The sequence below is a fragment of the Humibacter antri genome (genome assembly GCF_054777235.1).
Map to the genome: position 1 here is coordinate 474484 of NZ_BAAHAW010000019.1, position 16138 is coordinate 490621.

Genomic DNA, 16138 nt, shown 5'->3' on the forward strand with positions numbered 1-16138 from the left:
CGTCGGCACCGCCCCATCGTCCGTCGACGCGACGCGACGCGACGCGACGCTCGCATGCGCGCGGCAGGCTACTCGTGCCCGGGTGCCTCGTGGTCGGCGGATGCTTCGCGCGCGCGACCGTCGCTGAGCACGATCGCCAACAGCACGAGGTTGACGATCCAGCTCAGCACTACGAACGGAACCACGGTGTGCAGCGGGAACAGCACGAGCAGTACCAGCGCACCGACGATGTGTACGGGCGTCCAGGGCCCGCCGGTGGCGCGGCGGAAGAACGCGTTGCCTAGTGCGTAGAGCGCTGCCCCGCCGCACAGCAGTCCGGCGACCCACGAACCGCTCGCGCCTGCCGACTCGCCGAGGATCAGCGCGTCGGCTACGGCGGATGCGACGATGCCGAAGACGAGCAGCACCGGAATGTAGGTGAACGCCGTCTGCGCGATCATGCCGCGGTCATGCGCGTGCGAGATGTACTCGCTTCCGCCTCGCTGGTTGTGCCGGAAATAGAGGAGGAAGAGGAGCACCGTACCGACGAATGCGGCGAGGAATGCGTTGCCGCGCATCCAGTCGATGCTGCCGGAGGCGAAGCTCACGCCCGTGTCGATGATCGATTCGCCGAGCGCGATGATGAGAAAGAGGCTCACGCGCTCCGACATGTGCTCTCCTGAGACGTTCCATGTGGAGTCGTCGGAGGATCCGAGCGCCGGCACCCAGAAGTGCAGCCTCGGACCGGCGTATTCGAGCACGAGAGCCGCGATCCACACCCAGAGCCGCGCGTCGGGCGGCACGAGAGCGCCGGCGATCCAGAGGACGCCCACCCCGGCATGCCAGCAGGTGATGCGCACGAAGTTCATCGCGTGCGGCCTGCTCGTCGGGGCGAATGCGGCGATGGTGAACACGCTGCGCACGAGTCCGAACGCGGTGAGCGCGAGAGCGAAGAGCAGCGCTCGGTCGCCGAAGGCATCCGGAATCGCGACGGCGATCAGCATGCCGAGCAGCATCATGAGGAACAACAGAGCTGCGACCGGCCATCGCTCGGGGTTGAGCCAGCTCATCGCCCAGGTCGTGTACACCCAGGCGAACCACACGACCATCGCGAGCATCACCGTGTGCAGCAGGGCGAGCGGATCCCGGTGGTCGATCAGGATGTGCGAGAGCTGCGTGACCGCGAAAACGAACACGAGGTCGAAGAACAGCTCGACGTAGCCGACGCGGTGGGCGACGTCGCCGGTCGCGGGGCGCAGCAGTCCGGGTGCACTCGCTCTCATCGGCACCACTCTGGCACGAGGATGCAGCCGACAGTGGGACGAGGACACCTGCTACGCGACGATGACGCGCATGCCGGCATCCTTGAAGTCGTTCAGCTGCTTCGTGGTGATGCCGTCGTCGGTGATGAAGGTGTCGAAGGCGCCCGCCTTGCCGACGGAGGCGAACGCGCGGCGACCTATCTTGCTCGAGTCCGCAACGAGCACGGCCCGTTCCGCACGGTCGGCCATCAGCGCGTTCACGGCGGCTTCGTGCTCGTCGTGCACGGTGGGACCCAGTACCGGGTCGAGACCGTTCACTCCGATGAAGGCGAAGTCCAGCGCGATCTGCCCGAGCACGGAGTCGGTGTACGGGCCGACGAGCTCGTACGACCTGGCCTGGACGACGCCGCCGGTCATCACCACCTTGATCTGGGGCCGCATGACGAGCTGGGCCGCGATGTTGATGGCGTTCGTGACGACCGTGAGAGTCGGGTGGGAGGACGGTTCCGCGACGTCGGGGCGTGCGGCCAGCGCACTCGCGACTGCGGTGCTCGTCGTTCCCCCGCAGAGGCCGACGACGGCTCCGCGCGGGACCAGCGAGCTTGCCGCTTGCGCGATCGCCTGCTTCTGCTCCGCGTGCTGCTCTCGCTTGTATCGCAACGGAAGGTCGTAGGCGACGGACTGCCCGGTCGCGCCGCCTCTGGTGCGGCTGAGCAGTTGCTGCGACGCGAGTGCGTCGAGGTCGCGACGGGCGGTGGCCGGGGAGACGCCGAGGCGCTCAACGATGTCATCCACCTCGATCTGCCCGGTCTCGGCGAGCAGATCGAGCACGGCGCGGAGGCGCGCTGTGCGGTTCACGAAGCAGCCCCGTCGGTTGCGGCTGTGCCACCGCCGGTGCCGGCGGCGCTCTCGGATGCCGCGCCGGCGTTCGCGAAGAGGCGGAGCATCCGCTCGGCTTCCGCGCTCAGTGCGGCACGCCCGGCCTTCACGTACTTGCGGGAGTCGACCACCGTCGGATTCTGCGCGAGGTACTCGCGCACCGCCCGGGTGAAGAAGCCGTTCAGGTGGGTGGAGACGTTGATCTTCGTCATTCCGGCGCGGATCGCCGCGACGATCACTTCGTCGGGCACGCCGGAGGAGCCGTGCAGTACGAGCGGCACCTCGAGTGCGGCGTGCAGCCGGGCGATCAGGCCGAGATCGAGGGATGCCTCGCGCGCCGTCATCGCGTGCGACGAACCGACGGCCACGGCCAGGGCATCCACGCCGGTCTCAGCGACGAACGAGCGCGCCTCGTCGGGGTCGGTGCGCACGCCGGGCGCGTGGGCACCGTCTTTGCCACCGATCTCGCCGAGCTCTGCCTCTACCATCACCCGGTTCTCGTGTGCGTACGCCGCGATCGCGGCAGTCGCATGCACGTTCGCGGCATACTCCAGGCGGGATGCGTCGAACATGACCGATCCGAACCCGAGGTCGATCGCACGGCGAGCGAGCTGTTCGTCTTCGGCATGGTCGAGGTGCACGGCGACCGGCGCGGTGGACTGTCGGGCGAGCGCGAGACATGCGAGCGCGATCGGGTCCAGAGCTGCCGGATCCGACGTCGTGCCAGAAGCGCTCGCGGCGTCAGCGCTCGCGTGGTACGCGACGCAGTTCTGCGAGATCTGCAGAATGACGCCGATCTGCGATCGCTCGGCGGCCGCCACGAGCGCCTCGGCGGTTTCCAGGTGAATCACGTTGAACGCACCGATCCCGGTTCCGCGTGCGGCGGCATCCGTGATCAGGTCCGCCGTCGGGGTCAGTGCCATTTCTCTCCTTCGTCGACTCTCAACACACCACCGGCTGAGCCGTTTCCGCCGGTCGAGTCGTTTCCGCCGGTCGAGCCGTTTCCGCCGGATGAGCCCTTCCCGCCGGTTGAGCTCGTCGAAACCGCCACACCAGCCGCCAGGGCATCGCGCGCCGCCAGCGCCGAGCCGAACAGCCCTGCGTCGGCACCGATGCTGGCCTTGATGAGCTGCGGGCGGCGATGGAACGTGAGGATGTCGTCCAAACGCTCACGAAGCGGCTGCAGGAGTTCCTCGCCCGCCTCCGACAGCCCGCCGCCGATCACGATCGCCTGAGGCGCCAGCAGCGCGACGATGTGCGAGAAGCCGAGCGCGAGCGCGTCGAGCGCCGTCGCCCAGTCGGTTGCGGCGTTCGCGTCGCCGGCGTGCATGAGTTCGAGCACCTCTTTGGCGCCGGCGACCGTGCGTCCGGTACGCATGCGATAGCGGCGCGCGATGGCGGCGGCCGAGGCGACGGCCTCGAGGCATCCACGGCCGCCGCATGCGCAGATCGGACCCTGGGCGACACGGTCGTGGCCGATCTCCCCGGCAAGGCCGCCTCCCGCATACAGTCGGCCGTTGATGAAGACGGCGGCCGCGATGCCCGTACCGATCGTCACCACTACGACATCATCGAAACCTCTGGCTGCACCCATCCGATGTTCGGCTTCACCTGCCCCGCGTACGTCGTGACCGAAGCCGACGGGCACGCCGAGAGCAGCCTCGGCGCGGTCGCGGAACGGGAAGTCGTGCCAGCCGAGGTTCTCGGCGAACACGCCCACTCCGCGCACATCGTCGACGTGGCCCGGAACGAGCAGCCCTGCCGCGGCGGGGTGCACGGCGGGATGCCTCGCCGTGAACTCCTCCGCGAGCCTGGCGACCTCATCGACGACGCGCTGACCCGTGTCTTCACCGGCCAGCGGCGTCGGCACTCGTGTGCTCTCGAGCATCCGGCCCTGCTCATCGAGCAGCGCCGCTTTCATGTCGGTGCCGCCCACGTCGAATGCGAGCACCGCGGCGCCCGGGCCTACCGACGTGGGAGGGGTCATTGCGGGTCCAGGATGACGGATCGGGTGAGGTTGCGCGGCTGGTCAGGATCGAGCCCCTTGCGTCGTGCGCGCTCGAGAGCGACGCGGTGCAACCTCACGAGGTCGGCCATCGCATCGATGTCGCGGTGCTCGAAGCGAGCGCCGGTCGCCGTCGTGTCGGCTGCGATGCCCTCGGGAAGCGCTCCGAACGCCCAGGTCACGCGACCGGGAGCGGCGATGGCGATGGGGCCGTGCCGATACTCCTTTGCGAGATACGACTCCGTCCACGACTGCGAGGACTCGCGCATCTTCAGCGCGGCCTCGTGTGCGATGCCGACGCTGAAACCGCTGCCGAGGAAGGTGTACTGGTCGGCGTCGACGAGTTCGTCGTCGATGGGCTCTTCGAGCACCGCCCGCGCCTGGTCGATGACCGGCGCGAGATCTTCGCCGAGGGAGGCCCGCAGCAGTGCCAGCGCGCTCGTCGCGAACCGGGTCTGCACCACCGAACGCTCATCGGCGAATGGCAGCGCGACCACATCGTCGACGAGATCGACGAGAGGAGTGTTCGGGTCACCGACGACGCCGATCGTACGAACACCGGAGCCGTGCGAGCGCACTTCCTCGAGCAGTTCGAGCACCTCCGTCGTCGTTCCGGAACGGGTGATCGCGACGATCGCGTCGTAGCCGCGGTCGATGAGAGCTTCGGATGCCGCAAAGGCATCGGTCTCGCCGTGCCCGCCGCGCTCGCGCAGGCTCGCGTAGGACTGCGCCATGAACCACGAGGTGCCGCAGCCCACCACGGCGATGCGCTGTCCGTCAGCGGGAAGCAGCGCGCGTTCCGGAGCCAGCGCGACGGCGCGCGCCCAGACATCCGGCTGCGACGTCAGCTCCGCTTCGAGGTCGGCGCCGGGCACTCGTGTGTTGTCATCGGTCATGCATCCAATGATCGTTCATGATCATTACTGGTGTCAAAGCTGCAGTTCCGATCGTTGGCTCCGCTCGGACGGGATCGCATGCTGCCGTGATCGGAACGGCGTCCATGCGTTCGAGCATCCGCTCGATCAGGCTACGACGACGGTGATTCCTGCGACCTCGAATGCGGCGCGGTGGCGGTCGCTGATGCCGACGTCGGTGATCAACGTCTCGAACGCCTCGAGCGATGCCACCGTCGCGAACGCACGCGTGCCGATCTTGCTCGAATCGGCGATGACGACAGCCCGTTCGGCACGCCGCGCCATGAGTGCATTGATGGCGGCTTCACGTTCGTCGTGCACTGTCGCACCGAAAACGGGATCGATGCCGTTCACTCCGATGAACGCGAAGTCCATGGCGATCTGCGCAAGGACCTCGTCGCTGTATGGTCCGACCAGCTCATAGGAGCGCGGCTGCACGACGCCACCGGTCACGACGGTGCGGATCCGGGGTCGCATGACAAGCTCGGCCGCGATGTTGATCGCGTTGGTCACCACGGTCAATCCATGGCGCGGTGACGGTTGGGCGAGGTCAGCACGCGCGGCGAGGGCGCCGGCCACCGCTGTGCTCGTAGTGCCGCCGGTGAGGCCGACGACCGCCCCCATCGGAACCAGATCGCTCGCCGCTTTCGCAATCGCCTGCTTCTGCTTCGCGTTCTGTTCCCGCTTGTATCGAAGTGGGAGGTCGTACGCGACGGACTGTGCGGTCGCTCCGCCGCGCGTTCGTGCCAGCAGCTGCTCGGCGGCGAGGGCGTCGAGATCGCGCCGTGCGGTGGCCGTCGAGACGCCGAGCCGATCGACGATCTCATCGATCTCGACGCTGCCGGTCTCGGCGAGCAGATCGAGTACGGCGCGCAGGCGCTCGGTGCGCTTCACAAGCATCCCCTCTCCGGGCGTGCCCGGATCCGCGGCTTTCGCGCAACCGTGCACCCGGCCCGCATCGTTAGTCATCGTACGGGCGTGCCTGTGGAGCGGGGGAGCGCAGGCGACAAGGGAGCTGGCCGCATCCTGACCATGAAGTTGAGCGATTGTGAAACAAAACGGCAACAAAAGTGCAACATTCGTCTTGCAGCGTCATGTTTGTTGTGCTCAAATGACCCAGCACGGTGCACAGCGAGGTGAATGGAGCAATGGATGCCGATCGGTGACGGAATGAGGATCGGCGTCGTCGGTGCCGGTGCCCGCTGCAAACTGGCCCTGAACGCCATCGATCCCGCCGTCACCGCCGCTTCGGTTCCGGCGGGCATCGTGGCAGTGGCAGACACAACCCCACAGGGCCGCGCTCGCGCGGCTCGGATCTTCGGCGAAGACGTCGCGGTGGTTTCCGATGTGAGTTCACTCATCGAGCAGGGCGTCGACGCGGTGTTCGTCACCACTCCGGACTTCACGCACGCCGAGATCGCTGTGCAACTTCTGCGCGCCGGCGTCGCGGTCTACCTCGAGAAGCCGTTGGCAATCACCACCGACGGCGCGGACGACGTTCTGCGCGTTGCGTACGAGTCCGGCTCGAAGCTCTACGTGGGCCACAACATGCGGCACATGCCGGTGGTGCGACTCATGCGCAGTCTCATCCAGGACGGCGCGATCGGTCAGGTCAAGGCCGTCTGGTGCCGACACTTCGTGGGCAACGGCGGCGACTACTACTTCAAGGACTGGCACGCAGAGCGGGCCAAGACGACCGGCCTTCTGCTGCAGAAGGGCGCGCACGACATCGATGTCATCCACTGGCTGGCCGGCGGCTACAGCCTCGACGTCACCGGCATGGGAGACCTCGCCGTCTACGGCGACATCGGCGATCGTGCCGACAACTCGGGTCGGGTCATGGGGGACTGGTTCTCCTACGACAACTGGCCGCCCGCCTCGCAGACCGACCTCAACCCGGTGATCGACGTCGAAGACATCTCGATGGTCTCGATGCGGCTCGACAACGGCGTGCTGGCCAGCTACGAGCAATGCCACTTCACCCCCGACTACTGGCGCAACTACACCGTCATCGGAACCGAAGGACGCCTGGAGAACCACGGCGACTCCGCGGGCGGGACTGTGCGCGTGTGGAACAAGCGCACGTCGTACAACGAGTCCGGAGATCAGTCGTACCCGATTCCCGAGGGCGAGGGCGGCCACAACGGAGCGGATGCTCTCACCGTCGCCGAGTTCCTCCGCTTCGTCGGCCACGGCGGCGCGACCGACACGTCACCGGTCGCCGCCCGCAACGCGGTGGCTGCGGGCGTGGCGGCGACCGAGTCGCTGCGCGACGGCTCGACACCACGTCGTGTGCCTGCACTCGACGCCGAACTTCTCGACTACTTCGCACACCACCAACAACGAAGAGGCGTCGCCTGACGCCTCATCCTCCAACACCAAAGAAAGAGAAACGATCATGGACCGTCGTTCCTTCCTCTCCTTGGCCGCACTCGGGGGCGTAAGCCTCGGGTTGGGCGCCACGCTTGCGGGCTGCAGCTCGCAGTCGTCGGGAACAGGATCCCAGTCCGGTGCCTACAAGGCGCCGTCGAAAGATCTCAAGGCGACCATCAGTTACGCCATCTGGGACGTCAACCAGCAGCCGGCGATGGAGAAGATAGTTGCCGCCTTCAACAAGATCTATCCGAACATCACGGTCAACATCCAGCTCACGCCGGGGGCAGGCGGTGCCTACTGGACCAAGATGAAGACGCTGGCGCAGGGCAAGAACCTGCCCGATGTGCTCTGGATGAACGGCCCGAACATCCAGCTGTTCGCGCTGAACAACCAGTTGCTGCCGCTCGACGACCTGGTCGCCGCCGGCGCGGTGAAGAAGAGCAACTATCCAGCGGCTCTCGTCGACCTGTACACGGCGGGCGGCAAATTCTGGGGCGTTCCGAAGGACTTCGACACCATCGGGCTGTACTACAACAAGGACCTGCTCGCCAAGGCCGGTGTGCCGGAGCCGACGTCATCGTGGACGTGGGACGACCTCAAGACGAACGGCAAGAAGGTCTCCGACCATTACAACAAGAGCGTCTTCGGCTTCGCCGGCGACCTGACCGGCGGTCAGACCTCCTGGTACAACACCATGCTGCAGGCCGGCGGCTACATCATCTCGCCCGACCACAAGAAGTCCGGCTACGATCTGCCCGGTTCGGTCAAGGGCCTGCAGTTCTGGGCCGACTTGATCGCAGCAGGCATCTCGCCGTCGATGCCGCAGCTGACCACCACGCTCGCCAACGACTGGTTCACCTCGGGCAAACTCGCCATGGTCATGGACGGCGACTGGGAGACCACGCCATACCACCAGGCCTTCGGAGACAACCTCGGCGTCGTCGAACTCTCCAAGGGGTCGAAGAGCAATCAGTGCGTCATCCACGGTCTCGGGAACGTGATCTCGGCGACGACGAAGGAACCGGATGCCGCGCGGGCATTCGTCGCCTACCTGGGCACCAAGGACGCCGCCCTGGTGCAGGCCGACGCGGGCGTCGTCATTCCTGCGTTCAACGGGAGCCAGACCGTCTGGGCGAAGTCGATCCCCGGGCTGAACCTGCAGCTCTTCCTCGACGAGGCGAAGGTCGCGTCGCCGTACCCGATCTCGAAGAACACCTCGGCGTGGAACCAGTTCGAGACCGACATCCTGCCCGGCGCATTCGCGGGACAGACGCCGATGGCGACGGCGGCGAAGCAGCTGGCCGACAAGATGAACGCGGCCCTCGCGAAGGAATGACGCGATGAGCACCTCGACCGCTACGGCCACCAGTGCCGGGGCGGCGAAGCCTGGGCCGGCGAGAAGGTCGGCCCGGCTTCGCCGGTTGCTGCCAGACGGGCCCTGGCCTTGGGTCTTCATCGTGCCGACGCTCTTCGGTGTCGCCGTGTTCTACCTCTGGCCGATCCTCAAGACGTTCTATCTGAGCTTCACCACCGTCGGCGTCTTCGGCGGCTCGACGTTCACCGGGCTCGCCAACTATGTGGAACTGTTCACGGATCCGCAGATTCTCCGCTCGATACTGAACACGGCGATCTACACGGTGATCGTGCTTCTCGGCATCCCGATCGCGGTCGGACTCGCCTCGTTGATCGAGCGGCCGGGCATGCGCTTCCGCACGCTCTACCGCACGCTCTACTTCATTCCGTACGTGACGATGCCCGCCGCGGTCGGCATCGTGTGGCGGCTGATCTTCAACGGAGACTTCGGTCCGGTCAATTGGCTGCTCTCGCTGGTGGGCATCAAGGGACCTTACTGGTTGGCCACACCGGGCTTCGCGCTCGTGGCCGTGGCCATCGTCGGGCTCTGGATGTCGCTCGGCTTCAACCTCATCATCATCAGCGCCGGCCTGCGGGAGATACCCCAAGAGCTGTACGAGGCGGCGCAGGTGGACGGGGCGTCGCGGTTCCGGCAGTTCCGCAGCATCACCGTGCCGCTGCTGACGCCGAGCATCTTCTTCGTGACGATCATGACCGTGGTGAACGGCTTCCAGCTTTTCGACCTGCTGTACGTCATGCTCGGCAAGTCGAACCTCGCCATGCCGCAGACGCAGAGCATCGTCTACATCTTCTACAACGAGGCGTTCATCCAGAACAACCAGGGGTACGCCTGCGCCATCGGCATCCTGATCCTCGCGATCATCGCCGTGCTGACGGCCGTGCAGTTCCGACTGCAGCGGAAGTGGGTCAACTATGTCTGAGAACCTCTCGACGGTCGCCGTCGTCACAGGCGACAGGGCGCGTCAGCGTGAGCTGACCAGGCGTCGAGGACGCACGCAGTCGAACTGGGGTGCTCACACCGTGCTGCTGATCGGCGGGATCGTCATGATCTCGCCGTTGATCTACCAGGTGATCATGTCGCTGTCGACCAGCCAACAGGTCGAGAGCGCGCCGCCCACGTTCTGGCCCGGCGTGCTCCAGTGGCACAACTACGCGGACGTCTTCGCGCAGATGCCCTTCGGGCAGGAGCTCTGGATCTCCGTCGCGATCACCGCAGTGCGCCTGATCGGGCAGCTGCTCCTGTGCTCGATCGCCGGGTATGCGTTCGCTCGAATGCGGTTCTCGGCGAAGGGCGTCATCCTTGGCGTCATCCTGTCGATCATCATGGTGCCGGCGCAGATCTATCTGATTCCGCAGTATCAGATCATTCAGGGCCTCGGCTGGCTCAACACAGTGATCGGCATCGCCGCGCCCGGCGTGTTCAGCGCGTTCGGCACGTTCCTGATGCGCCAGTTCTTCCTGGGGCTGCCGCAGGAGCTGGAAGATGCCGCGCGCATCGACGGAGCGAGCTCGTTCCGAATCTTCTGGAACATCATGCTGCCGCTGGCCTCGAACGGACTATGGGCGCTCGGCATCATCACGGTGCTCTGGTCGTGGAACGACCTGATGTGGCCGCTGATCGTCACCTCCAGCGCCCAGACCGCGCCGCTCAGCGTCGGGTTGGCGAATCTGCAGGGGGTGCACGCGAACAACTACCCGGTGCTCATGGCGGCCAGTCTGATGGCGATGCTGCCCATTCTCGCCCTGTTCATCCTGCTGCAGAAGCGCGTCGTCGCCGGCATCGGCCGTAGCGGGCTCAAGTGATGGCGACGATCGAGAGCGGGCACACGCACGGGTGGAGCTTCGTACTCTGCGACGCGCTCGAGAAGGTGTACCCGGATGCCGAGCCGCGGCAGTGGGCGCAGGAAATACCCCTGAGTGTGACGCTGGGCGAGACCGCATCGTTCCAGCTCGCGTATCGTCCGCCGGCGAGCGGTGCGTTCCGCGATCCGACGCCGCTGCACCTGAGCATCGAAGGGCCGTCGTCCGATCTGGTGAGCGTGCACCGCGTCGAACTCGTGCCGTGCGATATGCCGGCGTTCCCCGGGCATGACGATGGGTACGACCGCGACGCGCCCGGGCTCTTCCCCGACCTGCTGAGGCCGCTGGAGAACGGGGAGCTGTGGCCGATGTTCGGCAGCTGGCGTGCCGTGTGGTTCGACCTGGTCGCTGATGAGATGGCGAGGGCGGGCATCCAGTCCGTCAGCGTCGTCGTGCGCGACGACTCGGGCAGCGAGCTCTACCGGAGCGAGGTGAGCATCACAGTCCTGCCGCTGCGGTTGCCCGAGCTCGACATCGTGAACAGTCATTGGCTGCATGCCGACGCGGTCGCCGACCACTACGGCGTTCCGGTCTTCAGTCAGGAGCACTGGAGGCTGCTCGAGCGCTTCGTCGCGTCGGCGGCGGGCATGGGGGTCAACTCGCTGTTGGCACCGGTGTGGACGCCGCCGCTCGACACCGGCACGGGGCACTACCGCACTCCGGTTCAGCTCGTCGATGTGGATGACGTGGGAGACGGCGAATACCGGTTCGGTTTTCAGAAGGTCGTGCGCTGGCTCGAGCTCTGCCGGTCGGCCGGGATCCGTGGCGTGGAGGTCGCTCATCTCTTCACTCAGTGGGGCGCGGAGTTCACCCCGGCGATCTACGCGCGCCGTGGTGATGAAACCGTTCGGCTTTTCGGGTGGGACGTGCGTGCCACCGACCCGCGCTATCGCGCCTTCCTTCAGCAGCTGCTTCCGCAGTTGCTGACCGTGCTCGACGAGCACGCCGAACCCGAAAAGGTCGTCTTCCACGTCTCCGACGAGCCGCACGGCGAAGAACAGCTGTCGAGCTACCTCGCTGCGAAGAACGTGGTGGCCGACCTGCTCGACGGACGCAGACTCGTGGATGCCCTGAGCGACTTCGCGTACTACGAGAGCGGCGCCGTCCCTGTTCCGGTCGTCGCGACGGACGCCATCGGGCCCTTCCTCCTGAACCGCCCGGACGAGCTGTGGGCGTACTACTGCGTCTCGCAGGAGCGCGACGTGGCGAACAGGTTCTTCGCACTGCCGTCGGCCAGGAGTCGCGTGATCGGGCATCAGCTGTTCCGGTTCGGCATCCAGGGCTTTCTGCACTGGGGGTTCAACTTCTACTACTCGTGGCACTCGTTGCGACTGATCGATCCGTTCCGCGACACGAGCGCGGGCGGCGCATTTCCCGGCGGCGACCCGTTCGTGGTGTACCCGGGCGAGAACGGGCAACCTCTTCCATCGATCCGGTACCGGGTGTTCGCACAGGCCATGGCCGATCACCGCGCGATGCAGGCGCTGCGCGACCGCGACGGCGTCGAGGCAGTCACGGAGCTGATCGACCAGGACGACACGTTGCGTTTCGATCGCTTCTCGACGGATCCGGTGCACTATCTGAGCGTGCGAGAAGCGATCAACGCACGGCTCGTGCGTGGCTGACGCCACGGCACGCCAGACGGGACTCGGATGCGATAAACACGTAAGGATGTCTGTGCGAAGGAGGACGACGGGGTGAAGGCGCTCTACAAGGCCAAGGCCGCACCGGGGCTCGAGCTGGTCGATCGACCAGAGCCGGTGCCCGCGGAAGACGAGGTCAAGATCCGCGTGCTGCGCACGGGCATCTGCGGCACCGACCTGCATATCCGGCGCTGGGACGACTGGGCGGCCTCCGCGGTGGCGTCCCCGCTCATTCCGGGCCACGAGTTCTTCGGCGAGGTCGTCGAAGTCGGCCCTCTCGTGCACGAGGTGCAGGTCGGCGACCTGGTCTCGGGCGAGGGGCACATCGTGTGCGGCATGTGCCGCAACTGCCGAGCGGGACGACGGCAGATGTGCATCCGCACGAAGGGTCTCGGCGTGCAGCGCGATGGCGCGTTCGCCGAGTACCTCACGTTGCCCGGCACGAATGTGTGGGTGCATCACGAGTCGATCGACCCGGAGGTCGGTGCGATCTTCGATCCGCTCGGCAACGCCGTGCACACGGCGTTGGCGTTCCCGCTCGTCGGAGAGGACGTGCTCGTCACCGGCTGCGGGCCGATCGGTCTGATGGCGGTCGCGATCGCCAGGCACGTGGGCGCCCGGTTCATCGTGGCCACCGACATCAGCCCCGACCGGCTGGCGATGGCAACTCGCATGGGTGCCGATCTGGGCGTCGACGTGTCGAAGAACACGATTCGCAGTGCCCAGGAGGCGCTGCGGATGCGCGAAGGCTTCGACATCGGCTTCGAGATGAGCGGTGCGCCCAGCGCTCTTCCTCAGATGATCGAGAACATGAATCACGGCGGGCGCATCGCCATGCTCGGCCTGCCGACCGGGGCGATCGCCATCGACTGGGGCATCGTCGTCACCCACATGCTCACGCTCAAGGGCATCTACGGGCGTGAGATGTTCGAGACCTGGAACGCGATGGGTGCCATGCTGCAGACCAGTGCCGTGTTGCGTGAGGCGATCGGCTCGATCATCTCGGAGCGGATGCCCGCCACCGAGTGGGAGCGCGGATTCGAGGCCGCGGCATCCGCTCACGGTGGCAAGGTCATCCTGGACTGGACACAGCTGTAGAAGGGCGTTCACGTCGCGAATTCGGCCATTGCGGCCGCTCATGACGGCACACTTCGCGACGTGAAAGCGAGAACGTAGGAAGGCTGAGCACATGTACGGGGCGATCAGGGAGCACCTGGCAGGCGAACTCGCCGATATCGAGGCCGCGGGCCTGACGAAGCGGGAGCGCGGCATCCGCGGTCCGCAGCAGGCCGAGATCGAGGCCGATGGGCTTCAGGTGCTGAATTTCTGCGCCAACAACTATCTCGGCCTCGCCGACAGCCCACAGCTGGTGGATGCCGCGACCCGCGCCCTGCAGGAGTGGGGATACGGACTGGCCAGCGTTCGCTTCATCTGCGGCACCCAGGAGCAGCACCTCGAGCTCGAGCGGCGGGTGTCGGAGTTCCTCGGCACCGAGGCGACGATTCTGTACTCGTCGTGCTTCGACGCGAACGGCGGCCTCTTCGAGGTGCTGCTGGGCGCAGAAGACGCGATCATCTCCGACGAGCTGAACCACGCGTCGATCATCGACGGCATCCGGCTGTGCAAGGCAAGGCGCCTGCGGTACCGCAACCGCGACCTGAACGATCTCGAGGAGCAGCTGAAGGCGTCGCAGGACGCACGCTTCCGCGCCATCGTCACCGACGGCGTGTTCTCGATGGACGGCTACATCGCACCACTGGTGGGCATTTGCGACCTTGCCGAGAAGTACGACGCGCTCGTCATCGTGGACGACTCGCACGCCGTCGGATTCGTCGGCGAGCATGGCCGCGGCACGCCGGAGCTCTGCGGCGTCGAGAACCGCATCGATGTGCGCACCGGAACGTTCGGCAAGGCGCTGGGCGGGGCATCCGGCGGCTACGTCTCCGCACGACGCGAGATCGTCGATCTGCTGCGCCAGCGCTCGCGGCCGTACCTCTTCTCCAACACGCTCGCCCCGTCGATCGTGGCAGGAACGCTCGCCGCCCTGGATCTGATCGAGCGCTCCGACGACGCCCGGGTGCAGCTGGCCGAGAACGCGCGGCTGTTCCGCAGCCTGATGACCGCGGCGGGTTTCGAGTTGCTGCCCGGCGAGCATCCGATCGTGCCCGTCATGTTCGGCGATGCAGCCCTCACGGCCCGGATCGCGGCCGAGATGCAGCGCCATGGCGTGTACGTCACCGCGTTCAGCTACCCGGTGGTCCCCGTGGGAAAGGCGCGCATTCGGGTGCAGCTCTCGGCAGCGCACACGCCCGAGCAGGTGCGGCTCTGCGTCGACGCGTTCATCGCAGCCCGCGAATCGGCCTGAGATGGCCTGCGCGACACGGAAGCCTGCCCGCCGAGAGCCCGGTTCGCCGTGAGCAGCGGGGCGGATGCCGATCGCGCGACCCGCGATGCGGACGGGCGCGTCTCGTATCGAGTGCTCGTCTGGCTCGCCGTCGCCACGTTCTCGATGGGCATCGATGGATACGTGCTCACCGGCCTTCTGCCGAACATCTCCGCCGATCTGCACGTGACCACCGCTGCCGCCGGGCAGTTGATGACGGTCTTCGCGCTGACCGCAGCGCTCGCCGGTCCGGTTCTGGTGACGGTCACCGGTCGCTGGGAGCGACGCACGGTGATCGTGGCAGCGCTCGCGGTCTTCGTGGTCGGCAACCTCATCGTCGCCGTGGCGCCGGGGTACGGGATCGCGCTCGGAGGCCGGATCGTCTCAGCGCTCGGCGGAAGCCTGCTCAACGCGGCGGCGAGTGCTTACGTCATCGCGATCACACCCGAGCGGCACAGGGGCAAGGCGCTCTCATTCATCCTCGGCGGCTGGATGGTCGCCACGGCGCTCGGTGTTCCGGTCGGTCTCGTGATCGGCGAGGCCGACTGGCGGTTCCCGCTCGTCATGGTCGCCGTGGTAGGGGCCGTCGCGCTCGTCGGAATACTCATGCGCCTGCCACGAATGCACCTCCCCGAGATCTCGTTCGCGGAGCGGCTGCGGCCACTTCGCACCCCACGGCTCCTGGCGGGACTGCTCGTCACGGTGGGAATCCTCTGCAGCAGCTACTGCTGTTTCACGTACGCGACCGTGATCTTCGAGCCCTTGTTCCACGCACCGCAGGCGATGATCGCCCTGCTGTTCGGGTACGGGATCGCGAGCACGCTCGGCAACGCGTTCTCAGGAAGGCTGGCAGATACGAGCACGCCGGTGCGCACGTTGAGTGTGCTGCTCCTTCTGCTGCTGATCGATGCCGTCTTCGGTTTCGCGATGCTGAACACGGCCGTCGGTGTGATGGCGGCCGCCGGCGGTGTGGTGTGGTTCCTGATCGCCGGGATCGGCAACGGCGGTGCGGCCGTGCCGCAGCAGGCACGTCTGGGCAGCATGGCGCCGGACTCCGTCGCGGTCGTGATGGCGCTCAACGGCAGCGCCATCTCGCTCGGGTCGGCACTGGGGAGCGGTCTCGGGGGTGTCGTGCTGGCGGCAGGCGTGACCGCGGCCGCCCTTCCCGGCGTCGCCGCCGTCATCCTCGCCGGAACGGTCATACTGCACCTCCTCGTCGCGCGAACGCGGTCGGTCGTCGCCCGCTGAGGGCCCGCCCAACCGACGCTCGGCGCGTGTTCGGCGCTGGTAGGATCGTGCACGTCGCAACTGGCGTATCGACGTGGGTCGGGCATCCGGCATGCGTCGCGGATGGTTCACCATCGGGGAGCGACTGACCACCTTGCGAGATTCGAGGGCGGATTCGGCCGTGCGCCTGGGCCGACGCGAGACAGACGTGAAGACATCCGCCTCACGAAAGGCAA

At 66.7% G+C, this 16138-nt stretch carries 14 protein-coding genes and 1 riboswitch; of the genes, 8 read left to right on the forward strand and 6 right to left on the reverse strand.

From position 1 onward, the window contains the following. Positions 1 to 68: 68 nt before the first annotated feature. From ACYVDK_RS08390 to ACYVDK_RS08415, 6 genes are all read right to left on the reverse strand, one after another. Positions 69 to 1262 carry a low temperature requirement protein A gene (locus ACYVDK_RS08390; RefSeq protein WP_460520587.1) on the reverse strand — a complete coding sequence of 398 codons (1194 nt, stop codon included), beginning with the start codon at positions 1260 to 1262 and terminating at the stop codon, positions 69 to 71. 51 nt (positions 1263 to 1313) lie between these two features. After that, entirely contained in the window at positions 1314 to 2099 is a 786-nt protein-coding gene (locus ACYVDK_RS08395; RefSeq protein ID WP_460520589.1) for a DeoR/GlpR family DNA-binding transcription regulator, read from the reverse strand. Then, the gene (locus ACYVDK_RS08400; RefSeq protein WP_460520591.1) at positions 2096 to 3043 is read right to left on the reverse strand and encodes a class II fructose-bisphosphate aldolase; all 948 of its coding nucleotides are present in this window, start codon (positions 3041 to 3043) and stop codon (positions 2096 to 2098) included. Before ACYVDK_RS08400 ends, ACYVDK_RS08395 begins: the two co-directional genes overlap by 4 nt. Then, positions 3034 to 4107, reverse strand: coding sequence for an ROK family protein (locus ACYVDK_RS08405; protein ID WP_460520593.1), 1074 nt, complete (start codon positions 4105 to 4107; stop codon positions 3034 to 3036). Before ACYVDK_RS08405 ends, ACYVDK_RS08400 begins: the two co-directional genes overlap by 10 nt. Next, positions 4104 to 5021, reverse strand: coding sequence for an SIS domain-containing protein (locus tag ACYVDK_RS08410; protein ID WP_460520595.1), 918 nt, complete (start codon positions 5019 to 5021; stop codon positions 4104 to 4106). The genes ACYVDK_RS08405 and ACYVDK_RS08410 overlap by 4 nt, the downstream gene beginning before the upstream one ends. Positions 5022 to 5147: 126 nt before the next feature. Continuing rightward, complete coding sequence (locus ACYVDK_RS08415) at positions 5148 to 5933, reverse strand: DeoR/GlpR family DNA-binding transcription regulator (protein ID WP_460520772.1); 786 nt, start codon at positions 5931 to 5933, stop codon at positions 5148 to 5150. A gap of 258 nt (positions 5934 to 6191) precedes the next feature. Here ACYVDK_RS08415 and ACYVDK_RS08420 point away from each other — a divergent pair, with 258 nt between their 5' ends. The 8 genes from ACYVDK_RS08420 (at position 6192) to ACYVDK_RS08455 (ending at position 15923) form a co-directional block, all read left to right on the forward strand. Continuing rightward, on the forward strand, positions 6192 to 7400 hold the full coding sequence (locus ACYVDK_RS08420) for a Gfo/Idh/MocA family protein (RefSeq protein ID WP_460520597.1): 1209 nt from the start codon (positions 6192 to 6194) through the stop codon (positions 7398 to 7400). A 37-nt stretch (positions 7401 to 7437) separates the two neighbouring features. Next, positions 7438 to 8751, forward strand: a complete 1314-nt coding sequence (locus tag ACYVDK_RS08425; RefSeq protein ID WP_460520599.1) for an ABC transporter substrate-binding protein — start codon at positions 7438 to 7440, stop codon at positions 8749 to 8751. Positions 8752 to 8755: 4 nt separating this feature from the next. Continuing rightward, entirely contained in the window at positions 8756 to 9709 is a 954-nt protein-coding gene (locus ACYVDK_RS08430; protein WP_460520601.1) for a carbohydrate ABC transporter permease, read from the forward strand. After that, positions 9702 to 10592, forward strand: a complete 891-nt coding sequence (locus tag ACYVDK_RS08435; RefSeq protein ID WP_460520603.1) for a carbohydrate ABC transporter permease — start codon at positions 9702 to 9704, stop codon at positions 10590 to 10592. Before ACYVDK_RS08430 ends, ACYVDK_RS08435 begins: the two co-directional genes overlap by 8 nt. After that, entirely contained in the window at positions 10592 to 12274 is a 1683-nt protein-coding gene (locus ACYVDK_RS08440) for a DUF4091 domain-containing protein (protein ID WP_460520605.1), read from the forward strand. Before ACYVDK_RS08435 ends, ACYVDK_RS08440 begins: the two co-directional genes overlap by 1 nt. 72 nt (positions 12275 to 12346) lie before the next feature. Beyond that, entirely contained in the window at positions 12347 to 13390 is a 1044-nt protein-coding gene (gene tdh, locus ACYVDK_RS08445; RefSeq protein ID WP_460520607.1) for an L-threonine 3-dehydrogenase, read from the forward strand. Between the two features lie 91 nt (positions 13391 to 13481). Beyond that, the gene (locus ACYVDK_RS08450) at positions 13482 to 14657 is read left to right on the forward strand and encodes a PLP-dependent aspartate aminotransferase family protein (RefSeq protein ID WP_460520609.1); all 1176 of its coding nucleotides are present in this window, start codon (positions 13482 to 13484) and stop codon (positions 14655 to 14657) included. Positions 14658 to 14705: 48 nt separating this feature from the next. Continuing rightward, positions 14706 to 15923 carry an MFS transporter gene (locus ACYVDK_RS08455; protein WP_460520611.1) on the forward strand — a complete coding sequence of 406 codons (1218 nt, stop codon included), beginning with the start codon at positions 14706 to 14708 and terminating at the stop codon, positions 15921 to 15923. 46 nt (positions 15924 to 15969) lie between these two features. Then, positions 15970 to 16102: riboswitch (ZMP/ZTP riboswitch) on the forward strand. The last annotated feature ends 36 nt before the right edge of the window (positions 16103 to 16138 follow it).

Coding starts and splice junctions, on each gene's coding strand:
- ACYVDK_RS08390 (WP_460520587.1), bottom strand. CDS start 1,262: ATGAGAGCGAGTGCACCCGGACTGCTGCGCCCCGCGACCGGCGACGTC.
- ACYVDK_RS08400 (WP_460520591.1), bottom strand. CDS start 3,043: ATGGCACTGACCCCGACGGCGGACCTGATCACGGATGCCGCCGCACGC.
- ACYVDK_RS08405 (WP_460520593.1), bottom strand. CDS start 4,107: ATGACCCCTCCCACGTCGGTAGGCCCGGGCGCCGCGGTGCTCGCATTC.
- ACYVDK_RS08410 (WP_460520595.1), bottom strand. CDS start 5,021: ATGACCGATGACAACACACGAGTGCCCGGCGCCGACCTCGAAGCGGAG.
- ACYVDK_RS08420 (WP_460520597.1), top strand. CDS start 6,192: ATGCCGATCGGTGACGGAATGAGGATCGGCGTCGTCGGTGCCGGTGCC.
- ACYVDK_RS08425 (WP_460520599.1), top strand. CDS start 7,438: ATGGACCGTCGTTCCTTCCTCTCCTTGGCCGCACTCGGGGGCGTAAGC.
- ACYVDK_RS08430 (WP_460520601.1), top strand. CDS start 8,756: ATGAGCACCTCGACCGCTACGGCCACCAGTGCCGGGGCGGCGAAGCCT.
- ACYVDK_RS08435 (WP_460520603.1), top strand. CDS start 9,702: ATGTCTGAGAACCTCTCGACGGTCGCCGTCGTCACAGGCGACAGGGCG.
- ACYVDK_RS08440 (WP_460520605.1), top strand. CDS start 10,592: ATGGCGACGATCGAGAGCGGGCACACGCACGGGTGGAGCTTCGTACTC.
- ACYVDK_RS08450 (WP_460520609.1), top strand. CDS start 13,482: ATGTACGGGGCGATCAGGGAGCACCTGGCAGGCGAACTCGCCGATATC.